Annotated in this window: 21 protein-coding genes and 1 tRNA gene; 13 read left to right on the forward strand and 9 right to left on the reverse strand. The window is 71.9% G+C overall.

Translation table 11 applies throughout. The features are described from left to right. Positions 1-497, reverse strand: a 497-nt coding sequence (locus HY68_RS10835; RefSeq protein WP_041995667.1) for a DUF3662 domain-containing protein, incomplete at its 3' end; no start/stop codon positions are given. Positions 498-850: 353 nt separating this feature from the next. On the opposite strand from HY68_RS10835, the gene HY68_RS10840 reads away from it, so the two are divergent. Further along, positions 851-934: transfer RNA gene (locus HY68_RS10840), tRNA-Leu, on the forward strand. Between the two features lie 105 nt (positions 935-1,039). Here HY68_RS10840 and HY68_RS10845 read toward each other — a convergent pair. Next, positions 1,040-1,654, reverse strand: a complete 615-nt coding sequence (locus tag HY68_RS10845; RefSeq protein ID WP_041987469.1) for an NAD(P)H-dependent oxidoreductase — start codon at positions 1,652-1,654, stop codon at positions 1,040-1,042. 153 nt (positions 1,655-1,807) lie between these two features. Here HY68_RS10845 and HY68_RS10850 point away from each other — a divergent pair, with 153 nt between their 5' ends. From HY68_RS10850 to HY68_RS10865, 4 genes are all read left to right on the forward strand, one after another. Beyond that, on the forward strand, positions 1,808-2,158 hold the full coding sequence (locus HY68_RS10850; RefSeq protein WP_041987472.1) for a helix-turn-helix domain-containing protein: 351 nt from the start codon (positions 1,808-1,810) through the stop codon (positions 2,156-2,158). A 180-nt stretch (positions 2,159-2,338) separates the two neighbouring features. Continuing rightward, on the forward strand, positions 2,339-3,838 hold the full coding sequence (locus tag HY68_RS10855) for a DUF2252 domain-containing protein (RefSeq protein WP_052457063.1): 1,500 nt from the start codon (positions 2,339-2,341) through the stop codon (positions 3,836-3,838). Positions 3,839-3,866: 28 nt separating this feature from the next. Continuing rightward, positions 3,867-4,748, forward strand: coding sequence for a J domain-containing protein (locus HY68_RS10860; protein ID WP_078863541.1), 882 nt, complete (start codon positions 3,867-3,869; stop codon positions 4,746-4,748). A 75-nt stretch (positions 4,749-4,823) separates the two neighbouring features. After that, positions 4,824-5,168, forward strand: coding sequence for a rhodanese-like domain-containing protein (locus tag HY68_RS10865; RefSeq protein ID WP_041987474.1), 345 nt, complete (start codon positions 4,824-4,826; stop codon positions 5,166-5,168). Positions 5,169-5,244: 76 nt separating this feature from the next. Here the strand turns inward: HY68_RS10865 and HY68_RS10870 are convergent, their stop codons facing one another. The 5 genes from HY68_RS10870 to paaA are packed head-to-tail and all read right to left on the reverse strand — an operon-like array spanning position 5,245 to position 8,847. Further along, positions 5,245-6,315 carry a 2Fe-2S iron-sulfur cluster-binding protein gene (locus tag HY68_RS10870; RefSeq protein ID WP_041987477.1) on the reverse strand — a complete coding sequence of 357 codons (1,071 nt, stop codon included), beginning with the start codon at positions 6,313-6,315 and terminating at the stop codon, positions 5,245-5,247. Then, complete coding sequence (gene paaD, locus HY68_RS10875; RefSeq protein WP_078863542.1) at positions 6,316-6,870, reverse strand: 1,2-phenylacetyl-CoA epoxidase subunit PaaD; 555 nt, start codon at positions 6,868-6,870, stop codon at positions 6,316-6,318. After that, a complete protein-coding gene (paaC, locus tag HY68_RS10880; RefSeq protein ID WP_041987483.1) occupies positions 6,864-7,574 on the reverse strand; it encodes a 1,2-phenylacetyl-CoA epoxidase subunit PaaC in 711 nt (236 codons plus the stop codon). Before paaC ends, paaD begins: the two co-directional genes overlap by 7 nt. Then, on the reverse strand, positions 7,571-7,861 hold the full coding sequence (paaB, locus tag HY68_RS10885; RefSeq protein WP_041987486.1) for a 1,2-phenylacetyl-CoA epoxidase subunit PaaB: 291 nt from the start codon (positions 7,859-7,861) through the stop codon (positions 7,571-7,573). The genes paaC and paaB overlap by 4 nt, the downstream gene beginning before the upstream one ends. Beyond that, positions 7,858-8,847 (reverse strand): 1,2-phenylacetyl-CoA epoxidase subunit PaaA, encoded by a 990-nt coding sequence (paaA, locus tag HY68_RS10890; protein ID WP_041987487.1) that lies wholly within the window; start codon positions 8,845-8,847, stop codon positions 7,858-7,860. The genes paaB and paaA overlap by 4 nt, the downstream gene beginning before the upstream one ends. Positions 8,848-8,960: 113 nt before the next feature. Here paaA and HY68_RS45015 point away from each other — a divergent pair, with 113 nt between their 5' ends. From HY68_RS45015 to HY68_RS10905, 3 genes are read left to right on the forward strand one after another with little or no spacing between them, the layout of a single operon-like run. Further along, complete coding sequence (locus HY68_RS45015; RefSeq protein ID WP_041987489.1) at positions 8,961-9,671, forward strand: DUF5819 family protein; 711 nt, start codon at positions 8,961-8,963, stop codon at positions 9,669-9,671. Beyond that, on the forward strand, positions 9,668-10,879 hold the full coding sequence (locus tag HY68_RS45020) for an HTTM domain-containing protein (protein ID WP_041987491.1): 1,212 nt from the start codon (positions 9,668-9,670) through the stop codon (positions 10,877-10,879). The genes HY68_RS45015 and HY68_RS45020 overlap by 4 nt, the downstream gene beginning before the upstream one ends. A gap of 4 nt (positions 10,880-10,883) precedes the next feature. Further along, positions 10,884-11,642: a TrmH family RNA methyltransferase gene (locus HY68_RS10905; RefSeq protein ID WP_041987494.1), complete on the forward strand. Its 759-nt coding sequence runs from the start codon at positions 10,884-10,886 to the stop codon at positions 11,640-11,642. 37 nt (positions 11,643-11,679) lie between these two features. On the opposite strand, the gene paaN is transcribed toward HY68_RS10905, so the two are convergent. Continuing rightward, complete coding sequence (gene paaN, locus HY68_RS10910; RefSeq protein ID WP_041987497.1) at positions 11,680-13,374, reverse strand: phenylacetic acid degradation protein PaaN; 1,695 nt, start codon at positions 13,372-13,374, stop codon at positions 11,680-11,682. A gap of 157 nt (positions 13,375-13,531) precedes the next feature. Between paaN and HY68_RS10915 the strand changes: the two genes are divergently transcribed. Together HY68_RS10915 and HY68_RS10920 are read left to right on the forward strand one after the other, a co-directional pair. After that, positions 13,532-15,058, forward strand: coding sequence for a 3-hydroxyacyl-CoA dehydrogenase (locus tag HY68_RS10915; RefSeq protein WP_041987501.1), 1,527 nt, complete (start codon positions 13,532-13,534; stop codon positions 15,056-15,058). Then, positions 15,055-15,645 (forward strand): TetR/AcrR family transcriptional regulator, encoded by a 591-nt coding sequence (locus tag HY68_RS10920; RefSeq protein WP_041987503.1) that lies wholly within the window; start codon positions 15,055-15,057, stop codon positions 15,643-15,645. The genes HY68_RS10915 and HY68_RS10920 overlap by 4 nt, the downstream gene beginning before the upstream one ends. A gap of 20 nt (positions 15,646-15,665) precedes the next feature. Here HY68_RS10920 and HY68_RS10925 read toward each other — a convergent pair whose 3' ends face one another. After that, complete coding sequence (locus HY68_RS10925) at positions 15,666-16,172, reverse strand: Lrp/AsnC family transcriptional regulator (RefSeq protein ID WP_041987504.1); 507 nt, start codon at positions 16,170-16,172, stop codon at positions 15,666-15,668. 189 nt (positions 16,173-16,361) lie between these two features. On the opposite strand from HY68_RS10925, the gene pdhA reads away from it, so the two are divergent. From pdhA to HY68_RS45025, 3 genes are all read left to right on the forward strand, one after another. Continuing rightward, complete coding sequence (gene pdhA / locus HY68_RS10930; RefSeq protein ID WP_041987507.1) at positions 16,362-17,516, forward strand: pyruvate dehydrogenase (acetyl-transferring) E1 component subunit alpha; 1,155 nt, start codon at positions 16,362-16,364, stop codon at positions 17,514-17,516. Then, positions 17,513-18,529: an alpha-ketoacid dehydrogenase subunit beta gene (locus HY68_RS10935; RefSeq protein WP_041987509.1), complete on the forward strand. Its 1,017-nt coding sequence runs from the start codon at positions 17,513-17,515 to the stop codon at positions 18,527-18,529. Before pdhA ends, HY68_RS10935 begins: the two co-directional genes overlap by 4 nt. Beyond that, a partial coding sequence (locus HY68_RS45025) for a biotin/lipoyl-containing protein (RefSeq protein WP_347560417.1) occupies positions 18,529-18,889 on the forward strand: 361 nt, incomplete at its 3' end. The genes HY68_RS10935 and HY68_RS45025, both read left to right, overlap by 1 nt.

Here is an 18,889-nt window from a genome sequence, read left to right on the forward strand (position 1 = left end):
GGGGCCGCCGGCATGGGCGGAGCGGACGGCACGGCGCTGGGCGGATAGCCGTAACCGCCGGGAGCACCGGCCTGCGGAGCAGCGGGGCCGCCGGGGCCGCCGCCGGGTCCTGCCTGCGACGTGCTCGATGCGAGGGTGCGGCTGCGCACCCGGTAGAGCCCGGTGTCGAGGTCGTCGGCCTTCTCCAGATTGACCTTGATCGTGCCCATGAAGGTGTAGCGCTGCTGCTTCGCGTAGTCGCGCACCAGACCGGCCAGTTCGTCGCCGAGCTGGCCGGAGTACGGGCTGAGGCGCTCGTAGTCGGGCGTGCTCAGCTCGACGATGAAGTCGTTCGGTACGACGGTCCGCTCGCGGTTCCAGATCGTTGCGTTGTTGTCGCATTCGCGTTGCAGTGCGCCGGCGATCTCGACCGGCTGGACCTCGGACTTGAACACCTTCGCGAAGGTGCCGTTGACCAGACCTTCGAGGCGTTGCTCGAACTTCTTCAGGACTCCCATGAGGCACCTCCTCGGTAGTTCTCGGCGTCGGTGGCCGGATCGGCGTCGACGCTGTCGCTGTCGTGCTTACTGATCGTATCCACGCGTCGGGAAATCGGCTGGTTCCCCTTGTCTGCCCCGTCGATGAGTGTCACCTCTCACACGGATCGTAGAGGGGGCCTCCTGACAGTGTCCCGCACCCCGGGTGCACTCAGGAGGAGTGGGGGGCGACGGCTCTCCGTTCCCTGTTCCGTGTGCGGACTGCTCAAACAATTGGATGTGAACCCACCCTCCGCTGCGTGCTAATCTTCTCGATGTCGCCAGGAGCGCACACCGGCAAGAGCGCAGGTGAAGCACCGGACGGCACACCCAATGCGCGGGTGGCGGAATAGGCAGACGCGCTGGATTCAGGTTCCAGTGCCCGAAAGGGCGTGGGGGTTCAACTCCCCCCTCGCGCACAGATGGAAGCCCCGTAGGTCATCGACCTACGGGGCTTCCTCGTGTTCCGGATCAGGCGTCGCGCGCGATCAGGTGTCGTGCGCGATTCAGGATGTCGTGCGCGATCAGGCGGCGAGGCGGGAGGCGAGGGCCTTGGCCTTCGCCTCGGCGTCCTCGCGGGCCTTGGCGCGGGAGGCCTCGGCGAGCGGGATCAGCTCGGTCATCGCGGGCACGGTGTGGGCCAGCGTCAGCTCGGGGACGATGAACTCCAGGTCGGTGACGCCGAACATGCCGGTCAGGACCTTCTCCAGGTAGTTCTGGACGAACTCGAAGTCCTCGCGCGGGGTGCCGGGGGCGTACGAGCCGCCGCGGCTGGCGACGACGGTGAAGGGGGTGCCGGCGACCGGGCTGTTCTCCCCGGCGTTGTGGCCGTTGATGATGACCAGGTCGAGCCATGCCTTCAGGGTGGAGGCGATCGTGAAGTTGTACATCGGGGCGCCGATCAGCACCGCGTCGGCGGCGGCCAGCTCGTCGGCCAGCTCGGCGCGCAGGGCATGGCCCGCGCCGGCCGAGGCGGCGGCGACGTCGAGGTGGGGCAGCGGGGAAGCGGCGAGGTCGCGGTAGACGACCTTGCCTTCGGGGTGCTGCTCCAGCCAGCTCTTGACGAACACCGAGGTGATGTCACGGGAGGCGGAACCCTCGGGGAAGACGGCGGAGTCGATGTGCAGCAGCGTGGCCATGGGGATCTCCATACGTATGGGAACGGGGGTGGAACGGGATGGAACGGGATGGAACGGGGGTTGAGCAGTGAGCGGATTTTCCGTTCGTACCTATGGATAACATAGTCGCTTACTTTTTTTCATCCCGGGTCGGGGGACCAGTACTCTGTGGACATGACGGAGCACAGCGAGGGCGCGTGCAAGAAGGTCGACGTAGGGATCTCCCGCGTCTTCGAGCTGTTCGGCAAGCGCTGGACCGGCCCGATCGTCTCCGTCCTCATGCAGCGTGCGGTCCACTTCGCCGAGCTGCGGCGGGCGATCCCGGGCATCAGCGAGCGCATGCTCTCCGACCGGCTGACCGAGCTGGGGGCGGCGGGTCTCGTGCTGCGCGAGGTGGACGAGGGGCCGCCGCTGCGGGTCTCGTACCGGCTGACGGAGGCGGGGTCCGCGATGGAGCCCGCGCTGAAGGAACTCTCGACGTGGGCGCAGTCATATCTGCGCGAGCCGCCGCAGTCGCCCTGCTAGGCCCTGTCCGGCCGGACAGGGCCCAGGCGCGGAGCCGGCGGAGGGCCGGGGGGGCTGTGGACAACCGTCTCGACCGGGTTGTCCACAGGGGGCGACGGCTGTCCTTGACCGGCGGTACGGTCAGGGGCAGTTGATGTTGGTCCGGCGCAGGCCGGCCGAGTACGGGGGAGGCGGCGCGCCATGGGCGAGGTCGAATCGGCGGTGTCCGGGCAGCTGACGGCCGAGTCGCGCGGGTCCGAGCGGCCGACGGCGGGGACGGCGACCGGGACCGGGCGGATCCCGGTGGTGCCCGGTTTCGCACCGCCCACGGCGTCCGGCTCGCCCAAGGCGGCGGGGCGCGAGCTGCGCAGCAGGGTGCCCCGCTCCTCGCACGACTCGGTGGTGTTCGCCGCGGCCCGGCCCGACGCCGTGCGCGCCGTCGAGGAGTCGAGCAGGGGCCGGGTGCCCGGGCTCGCGCCGCTGCGGGTCGGCAGGATGGCGGCGTCGCCCTTCGCCTTTCTGCGCGGCGCGGCGGGGCTGATGGCCCATGATCTGGTCGGCACCCCGGTCACCGGGGTCGCCGCGCAGATCTGCGGTGACGCGCATGCGGCCAACTTCGGCCTGTACGGCGATTCGCGCGGCCATCTGGTGATGGACCTCAACGACTTCGACGAGACCGTGGCGGGTCCGTGGGAGTGGGACGTCAAACGTCTCGCCGCCTCCCTGGTGCTGGCCGGGCGTGAGGCGGGCGCGGACGAGGACAGCTGCCGGGGCGCCGCTCACGACGCGGTGGGGGCCTACCGGCGCACGATGCGGCTGCTGGCCAAACTGCCCGCGCTCGACGCGTGGAACGCGATCGCGGACGAGAAGCTCGTCTCGCACGCGGACGCCCGCGATCTGATGGGCACGCTGGAGCGGGTGTCCGAGAAGGCGCGGAAGAACACCAGCGCCCGGTTCGCGGCGAAGTCGACCGAGGCGGTCCCCGAGGAGGACGGTTCGCCCGGCGGGCGCGGGGCGCGGCGGCGCTTCGTGGACGCGCCGCCCGTGCTGCGCCGGGTGCCGGACGCCGAGGCGGCGGCCGTGGCCGCCTCGCTCGAGGAGTACGTGGGCACCCTCGCCGACGACCGGCTGCCGCTGCTCGCCCGGCACGCGATCCATGACGTGGCGTTCCGCGTCGTGGGCACCGGCAGCGTCGGCACCCGGTCGTACGTGGTCCTGCTGATCGACCACAGGGGCGAGCCGCTGGTGCTCCAGGTGAAGGAGGCGCGCGCCTCGGCGCTGCTGCCGTATCTGGCCGCCGCCGGTTTCCGGTCGCCCTCGGTCGCGCACGAGGGGCGCAGGGTGGTGCTCGGGCAGAAGCGGATGCAAGTCGTCAGCGACAATCTGCTGGGCTGGACCACGGTCGACGGCAGACCGTTCCAGGTACGGCAGTTCAGGAACCGCAAGGGGAGCGTGGACCCGGCGGCGCTGGCGGACGGACAGCTGGACGACTACGGCCGGATGACCGGCGCGCTGCTGGCCAGGGCCCATGCGCACAGTGTCGATCCGAGGCTGGTCGCCGGCTACACCGGCAAGAGCGACGAGCTGGACTCGGCGGTCGCCGCCTTCGCCGTCACGTACGCCGACCGTACGGAAGCGGATCACGCGGAGCTGCTGGCGGCGGTCAGGAACGGGCGGATAGCGGCCGAGCTCGGGGTGTGACCCCCGTACGGCCCCGTAGGCTGGTGCGGTGATGCAGGACGTCCCCGGGGAGCCGACGATCCGTAACGACGACAAGCAGGACGTGCCAGACGTGCCGGATGTGACGCAGCCCACGACCCCGTCGTCGGATGCCCCGCCTCGTCCTGAGGCGCGGCTGGAGAAGGCGGTGCGGGCGGCCGAGCAGGCGCTCATCGAGTTCGAGATCGCGCTGGAGACCTTCCGGGTCGAGGTGGAGAACTTCTCCCGGCTGCACCACCAGCGGCTCGGCCCGATGTACTCCAGGCTCGACGAGCTGGACGCGCTGATCGCCGAGGCGAAGGCGAAGCACTCCGGCGATCCGGAGGATCTGCGCAAGGCCCAGGAGGCCCGCGCGATGGTCCAGCCGATGCCCGGGGTCGAGGAGCTGTTCCACGACTGGCTGGACTCGGACGGTCTGTCGCCCGAGGCGGCCGCGATGCTCACCGATCAGCCGGTCCGGCCGCCCAAGCGGGTGCGGCCGAGTGACGAGGCCCGCAAGCTCTACCGCGATCTGGCCCGCAAGGCCCATCCCGACCTCGCGCAGGACGAGCCGGAGCGGGCGCGGCGTGAGGAATTCATCACACGGGTCAACGCGGCGTACGGGCGCGGCGACGAGCCGCTGCTGCGGGAGCTGGCCGAGGAGTGGGCGGCGGGCCCTGCCCCCGCCGAGCCCCGGCTGAGCGAGAGCGACGAGCTCTACGCCCGGCTGGACTGGCTCTCGCAGCGCAAGGAGCTGCTGACGCTGGTCGCCAAGGATCTTGAGGAGAGTGCGATCGGCTCCATGCTGCGGATGGCGCCCGACGACCCCGACCGGCTGCTCGAAGAGATCGCCGAGCAGCTGCTGGCGCAGGTCGCCGAGCGTGAGGCCGAGCTGGCCGCGCTGGTGGGTTAGGTTTTTTGCGGACGTTTCGTGCCGGCCGGTCCGTCCGGTCCGGTTTGGTTTTCCGTACGAGAGAAGGCACCACCCATGAACTTCGCCCCGCTGCCCTCGGTCGATGTCGCGGCGGTCCCGTCCGACGGCTTCGTGCTGGACGTCCGCGAGGACGACGAGTGGGCGGCCGGTCATGCCGAGGGCGCCCTGCATATCCCGATGAGCGACTTCGTGGCGCGCTTCGGCGAGGTCACCGAGGCGGTGTCCGACGGACGCAAGGCCTATGTCGTCTGCCGGGTCGGCGGGCGCTCGGCGCAGGTCACCCAGTATCTGGTCCAGCAGGGTGTGGACGCGGTGAACGTGGACGGCGGAATGCTCGCCTGGGACGGCGCGGGACGCCCGATGGTGACGGACGACGGCAGCCCGGCGTTCGTGCTCTGAGCGCCCGTCAGGGGCCCTTGGAACATGAACGAGAGGCCTGGGCAAGGTCGTTGGGAGCAGCCCTTGCGGACACGGCCTAGCGGTCGAAGTCCAGCTCCACCTCGGCCGTCGCCGGGTGGGACTGGCAGGCCAGTACGTAACCGGCGTCCGTCTCCTCCGGCTCCAGGGCGAAGTTGCGGTCCATCCTGACCTCGCCCGAGACGAGGAACGCCCTGCATGTGCCGCACACGCCGCCCTTGCAAGCGTACGGGGCGTCGGCGCGGCTGCGCAGCACCGTCTCCAGCAGGGCTTCGCCTTCTCTGACCGGCCAGTTGCCCGAGCGGCCGTCGAGCGTCGCGGTGAGCGTGCTGCCCTCGGGCGCGCGCGCCGCCGCGGTCGAGGGCGACTCGGCGATGGCGGTGCCGCCGGCCGTCGCCTCGTCCACGTGGAAGATCTCCTGATGGATCAGGCCCCGGGGGACGCCGAGCCCGCGCAGCGCGCGGTCAGCCCCGGCGACCAGACCGAGCGGGCCGCACAGGAACCAGCCGTCGACATCGGCCACCGGCAGCAACGCGGGCAGCAGCCCGGTCAGCCGCTCCTGGTCGAGCCGTCCCGAGGGCAGCCCGGTCTGCTGCTCCTCCCGTGAGACGACGGTGACCAGCTGGAAGCGGTCGGGGAAGCGGTCCTTGAGGTCGGCGACCTCCTCCAGGAACATCGTCGACGCCACGGAACGGTCGGCGCGGACCAGACAGAACCGGGCCGCCGGCTCCCGTGCCAGCAGCGTGGCGGCGATCGACAGGACGGGAGTGATCCCGCTGCCGCCGACGACGGCCGCGAAATGCCCGGCGCGCGGCTCCAGGACGAACCGGCCGGTCGGCTCCATCACGTCGACCGTGTCGCCCACGGCCAGTTCCTTGAACGCGTACGTCGAGAACTCGCCGCCGTCGACCAGCCGGATCCCCACCCGCAGCACGGGCTCGGCCCCGGCGGGCGCGCAGATCGAGTACGTACGCCGGATCTCCGTGCCCGCCACCGTCCTGCGCAGGGCGACATGCTGGCCGGGGGTGTGCCGGAACGTCTCGCGCAGCGCGGGCGGTACGGCGAAGGTCACGGCCACCGCGTCGTCGGTGAGCCGCTCGACCTCGCTGACCCGGAGCGGATGGAACATCTACAACTCCTTGAAGTGGTCGAACGGTTCGCGGCAGGCCGCGCAGCGGCGCAGTGCCTTGCACGCGGTGGAGGAGAACCGGCTGAGCAGTTCCGTGTCGGTGGAGCCGCAGTGCGGGCAGCGGATGGCGAGCGAGAGCGGCACGGGGCCGGCGGCGCCCTGCGGGCGGGGCGGCGCGATGCCGGACTCGGCGAGCTTGCGGCGGCCTTCGGCGCTGATGTCGTCCGTCGACCAGGGTGGGGAGAGCACCGTGACGACGGAGACCTCCGGCATCCCGCGTGCGTGCAGCGCCTCTTCGATGTCCGCCGACATCGTCTCGATCGCCGGGCAGCCGGTGTAGGTCGGGGTCAGCTCGACCCGGACGGAGCCCGGGCCGCTGACCCGCACGGCGCGCAGGACGCCCAGCTCCTCCAGCGTGACGACGGGCAGTTCGGGGTCGGGTACGGCGCCGGCGAGCCGGCGCAGCTCGGCCTCCAGCGCTGTCGGGGCGGTCGCCGCCACCGGGACGGTCGCCGCCGCCGGGGCCGGGGTCGGGGCTGCCGGGGGATTCACCATGACGCCCCCGGGTGGCTGCGGTGCAGATGCTGCATCTCGGCGAGCATCCGGCCGAACGGCTCGGTGTGCAGCCCCTGCCGCCCGGCGCCCGCCGTCCAGGCCCCCGAGTCGGGTCCTGTCGGTACGGACAGGGTGGCCCGCTTCAGGACCTCCGTGACGGACTCGGTCCAACTCGCCCGCAGGGCCGCCCAGTCGACGTCGAGCGTCTCCAGCCCGGCCGCAGGCCGGAACATCTCACCGGTGAAGCGCCAGAGCGCCTCCAGGCCGCGCGTCATCCGCTCGTGGCTCTCCGCCGTGCCGTCACCGAGCCGCAGCGTCCACTGCTCGGCGTGGTCCCGGTGGTAGGTGACCTCTTTGACGGCCTTCGCGGCGAGCGGGGCCAGCTCGCCGTCCCCGGCGGCCAACTGCCCGTACAGCAGCAGCTGGTAGGTGGAGAAGTAGAGCTGGCGGGCGATGGTGTGCGCGAAGTCGCCGTTCGGCTGCTCGACCAACTGCAGGTTGCGGAAGGCGCGCTCCTCCCGGAGATACGCCAGCTCGTCCTCGTCACCGACGAGGGAGAGCAGCACCCGGGCCTGGCCCAGCAGGTCGAGCGCGATGTTGGCGAGCGCCACGTCCTCTTCCAACACCGGGGCGTGGCCCGCCCACTCCCCCAGCCGGTGCGAGAGCACCAGCGCGTCGTCGCCGAGGGCGAGGGCCGCGCTCACAGGTGCTTCACCCCGTCCGGGATCTCGTAGAACGTCGGGTGCCGGTACGCCTTGTCGGCGGCCGGGGCGAAGAACGGGTCCTTCTCGTCGGGCGACGACGCCTCGATCGCGGTGGACGGCACGACCCAGATCGAGACGCCCTCGCTGCGCCGGGTGTACAGATCCCGGGCGTTGCGCAGGGCCATCTCGGCGTCCGGGGCGTGCAGGCTGCCCGCGTGGGTGTGCGAGAGCCCGCGCCGGGAGCGTACGAAGACCTCCCACAGGGGCCAGTCGGTCGAGCCGCTCATGCCGCTGCCTCTCCGCCGTGCGCCCGGGGTGCCGTGTGCTTCGCCGCGTAGGCGGCGGCGGCGTCGCGGACCCAGGCGCCCTCGTCGTGCGCCTGCCGGCGCTGGGTGAGCCGCTGCTCGTTGCAGGGGCCGTTGCCCTTCAGGACCTGCTGGAACTCCGTCCAGTCGATCGCCCCGAAGTCGTGCTTGCCCCGCTCCTCGTTCCAGCGCAGGTCCGGGTCGGGGAGCGTGAGACCGAGGGACTCGGCCTGCGGGACGGCGATGTCCACGAACCGCTGGCGCAGCTCGTCGTTGGAATGCCGCTTGATGCGCCAGGCCATGGACTGCGCCGAGTGCGCCGAGGCGTCGTCGGGCGGGCCGAACATCATCAGCGACGGCCACCACCAGCGGTCCACCGCGTCCTGCGCCATCGCGTGCTGGGCGGGGGTGCCCTTGCTCAGCGCCAGCAGCAGCTCGTAGCCCTGCCGCTGGTGGAAGGACTCCTCCTTGCAGATCCGGACCATCGCGCGGGCGTACGGCCCGTAGGAGCAGCGGCAGAGCGGGACCTGGTTGGTGATCGCGGCGCCGTCCACCAGCCAGCCGATCGCACCGACGTCCGCCCAGGTCAGCGTCGGATAGTTGAAGATCGACGAGTACTTCTGGCGGCCGGAGTGCAGCTTGTCCAGCAGCTCGTCACGGCTCGTGCCGAGCGTCTCCGCCGCGCTGTAGAGGTAGAGGCCGTGGCCCGCCTCGTCCTGGACCTTGGCCATCAGGATCGCCTTGCGGCGCAGCGAGGGCGCGCGGGTGATCCAGTTGGCCTCCGGCTGCATGCCGATGATTTCCGAGTGGGCGTGCTGCGCCATCTGGCGGACCAGCGAGGCGCGGTACGCGTCCGGCATCCAGTCGCGCGGCTCGATGCGCTCCTCGGCGGCCACGGCCGCGTCGAACGCGGCCTCGAACGCCTCCGCCACTCCCGCCGTCGTTTCCGGCGCGGCCTCTGCCGTCATCAGGACTCCTACCGACCGATCGTTCGGTTCATGGACTTCAATGGTGGGTCGGCGGCCCGTAGGGTGTCAACCCTTGGATGGCTCGCGGGGGGCGCGACGGCGATCGGGGCGGGATGGTTTCGTACGACGACGAGGGTGCGCGGGAGACGCCGCCCCCGCCAGGCCCCGGTATCGCGGGGCTCTCCTTCCCCTTCCAGGTGGCCGCCGCCGTCGCACTCGCCGTCGTCGGACTGCTCGGCTGCGCGCATCTGGCCATGGTGTTCCTCTACGTCGCCCCCTCGAACACGGTGACCAAGGAACACGGCAAGGCCGTCGCCGAGTGGGTCAATCCCGAGTTCGAGCAGAACTGGAAGCTGTTCGCCCCCAACCCCCTCCAGCAGAACATCCACGTCGAGGCGCGCGCCGAGGTCGAGACCGCGGCGGGGGAGCGCACGCTCAGCCGCTGGATCGACCTCTCCGCCGAGGACGGCGCGGTGATACGGGGCAATCCCCTGCCCAGCCATGTCGACCAGAACGAACTGCGCCGCGCCTGGGACTTCTACACCGGCTCCCACGACGACAAGGACCGTCCGGTCGGCACGCGCGGCCAGCTCTCCGAGGGCTATGTCCGGCGCATCGTGATGCTGCGGCTGGCAGGACACGACCTCGGCGGGTCCGTGGCCCGCGTCCAGCTCAGGTCGTCCACCAGCACCGTGCCGGCCCCGCCGTGGAGCGACGAGAAGATCAACACCCGGCCCGTCCTGCACACCTACTCCTGGTGGACGGTGAACTCCGCCGACCTGCCGGCCGGTGCGGGCGGCGCCCGGACGAGGGCGGCGCGGTGAACGCGGCACGCGCGGTCCAGCGGATCACCGGCGCCGCCCTCGGCCCGTACCAGAGCGCGGTCGTCCGGATCGGCTTCGCCGGCACCTGGCTGGTCTTCCTGCTGCGCGAGCTGCCGCACCGCCGCGAGCTGTACGGACCCGACGCGCCGTGGAGCTGGGACATGGCGAGCCAGCTCATCGCGGGCAACGGCGCCTTCAGCACGCTCATGTGGTCGCGGAGCACGGTGTGGTTCGAGATCGTCTACGCCGTCGCCGTCGTGTCAGGGCTGCTGCTGATGCTCGGCTGGCGCACCCGCGCCATGTCCGTGGTGTTCATGCTCGGCGTGCTGTCGCTGCAGAACCGCAGCGTCTTCGTCGGCGACGGCGGCGACAACGTGATCCACGTGATCGCGATCTACCTCGTCTTCACGCGCTGCGGCCAGGTCTGGTCGCTGGACGCCCGTCGCGCGGCGCGAGCCGCGCGTGCCGGGGAGGAGCGGGGCGGGCAGGAGCGCGCCGCTGATCGGGCGGGGCCCGTGCTGTGGGCGGTCCTCGGGGCCGTCCTCCTCGGCGCCACGCTGCTGGGCCGGGTCCAGGGGGAGGGCTGGCTGCGGGTCCTGCTCTGGGGGCTGTGGGGCACGGCGGCCCTCTGGTGGGCGCTGAACCGCTACGCGCCCGGCGGCCAGCCGCGCGCCCTGCTGGACGTCCTCGCCAACATCCTCCACAACACGGCCCTCGCCGTGATCATGGGCCAGGTCTGTCTCGTCTACGCCACGGCCGGCTGGTACAAGATCCAGGGCTCCCGCTGGGGCGACGGCACGGCCCTGTACTACCCGCTGAAGCTCGACTACTTCACGCCCTGGCCCGCCCTCTCCGACCTGCTCGCCGCCAACGGCACGATGGTGATGCTGGTGAGCTACGGCACCGTCATCGTGCAGGTGGCCTTCCCGTTCACACTGTTCAACCGGCGCGTCAAGAACGTGCTGCTGGTCGCGATGATGCTGGAGCACGCGGGCATCGCCGTCCTGCTGGGGCTGCCGTTCTTCTCCCTCGCGATGATCGCCGCCGACGCGGTGTTCCTGCCGACGGGCTTCCTGCGCAGGCTCGGCGGCTGGGCCGAGACCGGCCGTGGCCGGCTGCTCACCCGGGGCAGAGCCGTACTGCCCGGTCAGCGCGACGGCAGCGACGAACAGCCCCGCGCGCTCGCCGACGAGCGGCCCGTAGGCTGAGGCGATGAACGACGCCGACGCCGCCGCCACTGCCGTACGGCAGTGGCGGGAGGCAGGCCCCGAGCTGGTCGTGCTCGACGGCTTCCACGCGCTCAAGCACGCGCTGCGCTTCGGCGCCGACGTACGGTCGGCCGTCACGAGCGACAAGGCGGCGGCCCTGGCGCTGGCCGCCGAACTCGCCGACGACCTGACCGAGCAGATCGGCGACTCCCTCGTGGAGGTGCCGGCCCAGGTCCTGAAGGAACTGGTGCCCCGGGTCCACGCCACCCGGATCGCCGCCCTGGCGGTCCGGCGCGAGCGCCGCGTCAATCTGGCCGAGCTGTCCGCGCTGCCCCGCCCGTCCCCCGTGGTCGTCCTGGACAACCCGCGCAATCTGGGGAACGTCGGCGCCGTCGTACGGCTCGCCGCCGGTTTCGGGGCGACCGGGGTGGTCACCACCGGCGATCTGGACCCCTGGCACGCCAACGCCGTACGGGCGGGCGCGGGGCTGCACTTCGCCACCGCCGTCGAACAGCTGCCCCTCGACGACTTCCCTCCGGGCCCGCTGTACGCGCTCGACCCGGAGGGGGCCGACATCAGGTCCGTCACCCTGCCGGACGACGCCCTGCTCGCCTTCGGCTCCGAGCGGCACGGGCTCTCGGCCGAGGTGCGGGGCAGGGCGGCCGGCCTGCTGTCGCTGCCGATGCGACCGCAGGTGTCCAGCTACAACCTCGCGACCAGCGTGGCCATGACGCTGTTCCACTGGACGGGCCCGAAGGCCTGACGGCGGCGCCGCTGTCAGGCCGGGTGGAGTTCCGCTGTCAGGCCTGGCGGCGGACCTCCACCACCCGGAAGCGGTTCGCCACGAACGCCGCGTCGCACAGCGCCGCGTTGGCCGCGGGATTGCCGCCCGAGCCGTGGAAGTCCGAGAACGCCGCTGTCTGGTTCACATAGACGCCGCTGGTGAGATTGAGCGAGAGCTGCGCGCGCTCCTCAAGACAGACGTCCTCGATCGCGCGCTCCGCCTCCTCCGAGGTCGTGTACGCGCCGACCGTCATCGCGCCCCGGTCGCGGACCGTGCGCCGCAGCAGCTCCACCGCGTCCTCCGTGGAGTCCACGGCCACGGCGAACGACACCGGGCCGAAGCACTCGGCGAGATACGGGACGTCGTCCCCGCTCTCCCACACCTTGCGCGCGCCGTCGCTCTTCACGATCACCGGCGTACGGACCACGGCGTCGGGGAAGTCCGGGTGGGCGATCTCACGGGACGCAAGCGCCACCTCGCCGAGCCCGGCCGCCGCTTCCAGCCTGGCCTTCACGTCGGGGTTGACGAGGGCGCCCAGCAGGGCGTTGGCCCGCGCGTCGTCGCCGAGCAGGCCGTCGACCGCCGCGGCGATGTCGGCCACCACCTCGTCGTACGACTTCTCGCCCGCGTCCGTCGTGATCCCGTCGCGCGGAATGAGCAGGTTCTGCGGGGTGGTGCACATCTGGCCGCTGTAGAGCGACAGCGAGAAGGCGAGGTTGGCGAGCATGCCCCGGTAGTCGTCGGTCGAGTCGATGACGACGGTGTTGACGCCCGCCTTCTCCGTGTAGACCTGCGCCTGCCGGGCGTGGGTCTCCAGCCAGTCGCCGAAGGCCGTCGAGCCCGTGTAGTCGATGATCCGGATCTCGGGGCGCACGGCGAGCGTCTTGGCGATGCCCTCGCCGGGCCGCTCCACGGCGAGCGCCACCAGATTCGGGTCGAAACCGGCCTCGGTGAGCACCTCGCGGGCCACCCGGACCGTGAGCGCGAGGGGCAGCACGGCCCGAGGGTGCGGCTTGACCAGCACCGGGTTGCCGGTGGCCAGGGAGGCGAACAGGCCCGGGTAGCTGTTCCACGTCGGGAAGGTGTTGCAGCCGATCAGCAGGGCGATGCCGCGCGGGACTGCCGTGAAGGACTTCCGCAGCTCCAGCGGGCCGCGCTTGCCCTGCGGCTTGGACCAGTCGGCCACGGCGGGCGTCCTGGTCTGTTCCTGGTACGCGTACGCCACGGCCTCCATGCCGCGGTCCTGCGCGTGCGGTCCGCCGGCCTGGAACGCCATCATGAACGCCTGGCCGCTGGTGTGCATGACCGCCTGCGCGAACTCATGCGTCCTGGCGCTGATCCGCGACAGGATCTCCAGGCAGACCAGCGCGCGCGTCTCGGGCCCCGCCTGCCGCCAGGCAGCGCCGCCCGCGCGCATCGCGGGCAGCAGCACGTCGATGTCGGCATGCGGGTACTCGATGCCGAGCGCGGGTCCGTACGGCGAGATCTCGCCCCCCGCCCAGCCGTCGGTCCCCGGCTGGTCCAGCTCGAAGCGGGTGTCGCGCAGCGAGTCGAAGGCGGCGAGCCCGTCGGCGGGGGCGCTCTCGCCGTACGCCTTCGGGTGCTCGGGGTGGGGGGACCAGTAGGCGCGGCTGCGGATCGCGTCGAGCGCCTGGTCGAGCGTGGGCCGGTGGGCCTCGGCGAGCTTCTGGGGGGTGAGCTGAGCGGCCATGACGGACCAACTCCTCATCGAGCTGGGGCAGGGACACGAGCAGAGACACGTACGGAAGGACAGGGTTAGAGTAACCGAACGATCGGTCGGTGCCAGGGGGCCCGCAGAATCTGTGGACAACTCACCTGTGGATCAGGCATGCGAGAGGATCGCGACCATGACAGCTATCGAGACCTCGCGGACCGTCGCGGTCGTCGGGGCGGGCACCATGGGCCAGGGCATAGCCCAGGTGGCGCTGGTGGCGGGCCATCCCGTACGGCTCCACGACACCGCACCGGGCCGCGCAGAGCAGGCGGCGGCCGCCATCGTGGGCCGCCTCGACCGGCTCGTCGACAAGGGCAGGCTGACCGGGCAGGCGCGGGACGCCGCGCGGGACCGGCTGCGGCCGGCCGCCGACGCCGCCGAACTGGCCGACGCCGCGCTCGTCGTGGAGGCCGTCGTGGAACACCTCCCCGCCAAACAGGAGCTGTTCGCGGCCCTGGAGGCCGTCGTCGCCGACGACTGCCTCCTCGCCACCAACACCTCGTCCCTGTCCGTCACGGCCGTCGCCGGCGCGCTGCGCCTGCCGGGGCGGCTGGTGGGACTGCACTTCTTCAACCCGGCGCCGCTGCTCCCCCTGGTCGAGGTCGTCAGCGGGTTCGCGACGGACGAGGCGGCGGCGGACAGCGCGTACGCGACAGCGGCCGCGTGGGGCAAGACACCGGTGCGCTGCGCCGACACCCCCGGCTTCATCGTCAACAGGATCGCCCGGCCCTTCTACGCCGAGGCGTTCCGGCTGTACGAGGAGCGGGCCGCCGATCCCGCCACCATCGACGCCGTGCTGTGCGAGGGCGCCGGTTTCCGGATGGGCCCCTTCGAGCTGACCGACCTGATCGGCCAGGACGTCAACGAGGCCGTGACGCGCAGCGTGTGGGACTCCTTCTTCCACGACCCGAAGTTCACCCCCTCGCTGGCCCAGCGCCGGCTCGTCGAGTCGGGCCGGCTCGGCCGTAAGACGGGCCACGGCTGGTACCCGTACGGCGAAGGCGCCCCCGCCCCCGAACCGCACACGGCCGAGCCCTGCGACCCCCCGGCGGCCGTGGGGATCCGGGGCGATCTCGGACCCGCCGCCGCGCTGCCCGGGATGATCGGGGAAGCCGGCATCAAGGTCAGTGACGACGAGCGGGAGTACGGGCCGGACAGCCTGATCGTGCTCCCCGGCGGTACGTATCTCGGCCTGGCCTCCGGGGCCGCCGCCTCGGACGGCGCCGACGGCACGTACATCCACTTCGACCTCGCCCTGGACTACCGCTCCTGCACTCGGGTGGCGCTCGCCCCCGGCGCGGGCGTCGACCCGGCGGACCTGCGGGCCGCCATCGGCCTCTTCCAGCGGCTCGGCAAGAAGGTCAGCGTCATCGAGGACGTCCCCGGCATGATCGTCGCCCGTACGGTCGCCATGCTGATCGACTTCGCCGCCGACGCCGAGGGGCGCGCGGTGGCGAGCGCGGATGACATCGATACCGCCATGACGCTCGGCGTGAACTACCCGGGCGGCCCCGGGGAGTGGTCCCGGCGGCTCGGCGCGCACTGGGCGGAGGACTTCCTCACCGAACTCGCGCAGATGTATCCGGGGGGCCGCTACAGCCCGTCCCGGGCCCTGGTCAGGCTCGGCGGGAACCGGCGGCAGGGCGGTGGGCGGTCATGACCACGGCGCGGCGCGACACGTACACGCCGGAGACCCTGCTGACGGTCGCCGTGCGGGTCTTCAACGAGCGCGGCTACGACGGCACGTCGATGGAGCATCTCTCCAAGGCGGCCGGTATCTCCAAGTCGTCGATCTACCACCATGTCGTCGGCAAGGAGGAGCTGCTGCGGCGGGCGGTCAGCCGCGCCCTGGACGGCCTGTTCGGGATCCTCGACGACGAGGGGGCGACGAAGGGGCGGGCCGTGGCGCGCGTCGAGTACGTCACCCGCCGCATGGTCGAGGTGCTGATCGCGGAGCTGCCGTACGTGACGCTGCTGCTGCGGGTGCGGGGCAACACCGAGACCGAGCGCTGGGCCATGGAGCGGCGGCGCGAGTTCGACCAGCGGGTGGCCGAGCTGCTGAAGGCGGCGGCGGCCGAGGGCGATCTCCGCGACGACCTGGACAGCAGGCTGGCGACCCGGCTGCTGTTCGGCATGGTCAACTCGCTGGTGGAGTGGTACCGGCCGCACGCGCCGGGCGGTTACGAGGGCCGGCAGGTCGCCGACACGGTCGTACGGCTGGCCTTCGACGGCCTGCGCAAGCCGTAGGGCTCACACACCGAGACTGGTCAGAGCGCGGGACCCGGGTCCAGGTCCGTCTCCTCGAAGACCAGCAGCGTGCGGGTCGAGAGCACTTCCGGCATGGACTGCAGCCGGGTCAGGACCAGCTCGCGCAGGGTTCGGTTGTCCGGGGTGTGCACCAGCAGCAGGACGTCGAAGTCGCCGCTGACCAGCGCGATGTGCGCGGCGCCCGGCAGCTCCTGGAGCTGTTCGCGCACCGTGCGCCAGGAATTCTGGACGATCTTCAGGGTGATGTAGGCCGAGGCACCCTGACCCGCCCGCTCATGGTTGATCCGGGCGCTGAAGCTGCTGATCACGCCGTCGTCGAGCAGCCGGTTGATCCGGGCGTACGCGTTGGCGCGCGAGACGTGGACGCGCTCGGCGACGGACCGTATCGAGGCGCGCCCGTCCGTCTGCAGGATGCGCAGGATGTCGCGGTCGATGTCGTCCAGCGGGCGCGGTGGCTGTGCCGGCTCGGCTTTTTCGCCGCGTGCCCCGCCGTCGTCTTCGGCCATTTGTTCAGCTGCCATGTCCCCCTGCCTCTCCGCCGTGGACGCCCTGTGTCCATCCCAAGCTGTGCAGAACCGTTTGTCCACAGGCTGGCGGCCCATGTAGCCAAAATGCGCCCGCGACCGAACAATCGGTAGGTGAGACGTGCCACATCCCGGCACTGCCCTCACCCACTCCCAAGAGGAGGTGCACGCGTGAAGAAGAGCAGTACGCCGGTCCAGGAACCGCCCGCCACTGCCGCGTCCCGCCGGCCCACCCCGCCCCCGGCGTGGCAGCCGCGTACCGCTGCCGCGCCGCTGCTGCCGGACAGCGAGCCGTACCGCGTGCTGGGCACGCCGGCCGCCGCAGCGGCCGATCCCGCGCTGCTGCTGCGCCTCTACGGCGAGCTGGTGCGCGGCCGCAGGTTCAACGCGCAGGCCACGGCCCTGACCAAGCAGGGCAGGCTCGCCGTCTACCCGTCGAGCACCGGCCAGGAGGCCTGCGAGATCGCCGCCGCGCAGGTCCTGCGCGAGCAGGACTGGCTCTTCCCCAGCTACCGCGACTCGCTGGCGGCGGTGGCCCGCGGCCTCGACCCCGTCGAGGTGCTCTCCCTGCTGCGCGGCGACCGGCACACCGGCTACGACCCGTACGAGCACCGCGTCGCCCCGCTGTCGACGCCGCTCGCCACCCAGCTCCCGCATGCCGTGGGCCTCGCGCACGCCGCCCGGCTCAAGGGCGACGACGTGGTCGCGCTCGCCCTCGTCGGCGACGGCGGGACCAGCGAGGGCGACTTCCACGAGGCGATGAACTTCGCCGCCGTATGGCAGGCGCCGGTCGTCTTCCTCGTCCAGAACAACGGCTTCGCGATCTCCGTACCGCTCGCCAAGCAGACCGCGGCGCCCTCCCTGGCCCACAAGGCCGTCGGGTACGGGATGCCGGGCAGGCTGGTCGACGGGAACGACGTACTGGCGGTGCACACGGTGCTCGGCGAGGCCGTGGAGCGCGCCAGGCGCGGCGGCGGACCGACCCTGGTCGAGGCCGTCACGTACCGCATGGAGGCGCACACGAACGCCGACGACGCGACGCGCTACCGCGACGACAGCGAGGTGGCGGCCTGGCGCGCGCACGATCCGGTCCGGCTGCTCGAACGGGAGCTGAGGGAGCGCGGAGTGCTCGACGACGAAGGTGCGGGCAAGGTGGCGCAGGCCGCCGACGAGATGGCGGCGGGGCTGCGCGAGCGGATGAACGCCGATCCGGTGCTGGACCCGATGGACCTCTTCGCACATGTCTACGCCGAGCAGACCAGCCAGCTCCGCGAGCAGGCCGAGATGCTGCGCGCCGAGCTGGACGCCGCGGGTGAGCCGCGATGACCACGGCAGCGGTGAAGCCGGCGCTGAAGCCCGCCACGATGGCGCAGGCGCTGCAGCGCGCCCTGCGCGACGCGATGGCCGACGACCCGTCCGTGCATGTCCTCGGTGAGGACGTGGGCACCCTCGGCGGGGTCTTCCGGATCACCGACGGTCTCGCCGCCGAGTTCGGCGACGACCGCTGCACGGACACCCCGCTCGCCGAGGCGGGCATCCTGGGGACGGCCGTCGGGATGGCGATGTACGGGCTGCGGCCCGTCGTGGAGATGCAGTTCGACGCCTTCGCCTATCCGTCGTTCGAGCAGCTGATCAGCCATGTGGCGAAGATGCGCAACCGCACCAGGGGCGCGATGCCGCTGCCGATCACGGTGCGGGTGCCCTACGGCGGCGGGATCGGCGGCGTCGAGCACCACAGCGACTCGTCCGAGGCGTACTACATGGCGACTCCGGGGCTCCATGTTGTGACGCCCGCGACGGTCGACGACGCGTACGGCCTGCTGCGTGCGGCCATCGCCTCCGACGATCCGGTGGTCTTCCTGGAGCCGAAGCGGCTCTACTGGTCGAAGGCGTCCTGGTCGCCGGACGCGCCGTCGGCGGTCGAGCCGATCGGCCGGGCCGTCGTGCGGCGTCCTGGCAGCAGCGCCACCCTCATCACCTACGGGCCCAGCGTCCCGGTCTGTCTGGAGGCCGCCGAGGCGGCTCGGGCCGAGGGCTGGGACCTGGAGGTCGTCGACCTGCGCTCGCTGGTGCCGTTCGACGACGAGACGGTCGCCGAGTCCGTACGGCGTACGGGCCGGGCGGTCGTCGTGCACGAGTCCAACGGGTTCGGCGGGCCCGGCGGTGAGATCGCCGCCCGGGTCACCGAGCGCTGCTTCCACCATCTGGAGGCGCCGGTGCTGCGGGTGGCGGGGTTCGACATCCCGTATCCGCCGCCGATGCTGGAGAAACACCATCTGCCGGGTGTCGACCGGGTGTTGGACGCGGTCGCGCGGCTCCAGTGGGAGGCGGACAGCTGATGCCCCAGGTGTTCGAATTCAAGCTGCCCGACCTCGGCGAGGGACTGACCGAGGCGGAGATCGTGCGCTGGCTGGTGTCGGTGGGCGATGTCGTCGCCGTCGACCAGCCGGTGGTCGAGGTCGAGACGGCCAAGGCGACGGTCGAGGTGCCCTGCCCGTACGGCGGCGTCGTGACGGCGCGGTTCGGCGAGGAGGGCAGTGAACTGCCCGTCGGCGCCGCCCTGATGACGGTGGCGGTGGGCACGCCGGACGGCGCCGCCGCCGAGCCGCCCGACGCCGAAGGTGACACGTCGGGCAATGTGCTGGTCGGATACGGGACGGGCGCACCGGCTCCCCGCAGGCGCCGGGTCACCCGCGAGC

The organism is Streptomyces sp. AcH 505 (assembly GCF_000818175.1).
Lineage (GTDB): Bacteria > Actinomycetota > Actinomycetes > Streptomycetales > Streptomycetaceae > Streptomyces.

Excerpts from the sequence above, each read along its gene's own strand:
- HY68_RS10845 (WP_041987469.1), bottom strand. The coding sequence starts at position 1,654 with ATGGCCACGCTGCTGCACATCGACTCCGCCGTCTTCCCCGAGGGTTCC.
- HY68_RS10850 (WP_041987472.1), top strand. The coding sequence starts at position 1,808 with ATGACGGAGCACAGCGAGGGCGCGTGCAAGAAGGTCGACGTAGGGATC.
- HY68_RS10855 (WP_052457063.1), top strand. The coding sequence starts at position 2,339 with ATGGGCGAGGTCGAATCGGCGGTGTCCGGGCAGCTGACGGCCGAGTCG.
- HY68_RS10865 (WP_041987474.1), top strand. The coding sequence starts at position 4,824 with ATGAACTTCGCCCCGCTGCCCTCGGTCGATGTCGCGGCGGTCCCGTCC.
- HY68_RS10870 (WP_041987477.1), bottom strand. The coding sequence starts at position 6,315 with ATGTTCCATCCGCTCCGGGTCAGCGAGGTCGAGCGGCTCACCGACGAC.
- paaD (WP_078863542.1), bottom strand. The coding sequence starts at position 6,870 with ATGGTGAATCCCCCGGCAGCCCCGACCCCGGCCCCGGCGGCGGCGACC.
- paaB (WP_041987486.1), bottom strand. The coding sequence starts at position 7,861 with ATGAGCGGCTCGACCGACTGGCCCCTGTGGGAGGTCTTCGTACGCTCC.
- paaA (WP_041987487.1), bottom strand. The coding sequence starts at position 8,847 with ATGACGGCAGAGGCCGCGCCGGAAACGACGGCGGGAGTGGCGGAGGCG.
- HY68_RS45015 (WP_041987489.1), top strand. The coding sequence starts at position 8,961 with ATGGTTTCGTACGACGACGAGGGTGCGCGGGAGACGCCGCCCCCGCCA.
- HY68_RS10905 (WP_041987494.1), top strand. The coding sequence starts at position 10,884 with ATGAACGACGCCGACGCCGCCGCCACTGCCGTACGGCAGTGGCGGGAG.
- paaN (WP_041987497.1), bottom strand. The coding sequence starts at position 13,374 with ATGGCCGCTCAGCTCACCCCCCAGAAGCTCGCCGAGGCCCACCGGCCC.
- HY68_RS10915 (WP_041987501.1), top strand. The coding sequence starts at position 13,532 with ATGACAGCTATCGAGACCTCGCGGACCGTCGCGGTCGTCGGGGCGGGC.
- HY68_RS10920 (WP_041987503.1), top strand. The coding sequence starts at position 15,055 with ATGACCACGGCGCGGCGCGACACGTACACGCCGGAGACCCTGCTGACG.
- HY68_RS10925 (WP_041987504.1), bottom strand. The coding sequence starts at position 16,172 with ATGGCCGAAGACGACGGCGGGGCACGCGGCGAAAAAGCCGAGCCGGCA.
- HY68_RS10935 (WP_041987509.1), top strand. The coding sequence starts at position 17,513 with ATGACCACGGCAGCGGTGAAGCCGGCGCTGAAGCCCGCCACGATGGCG.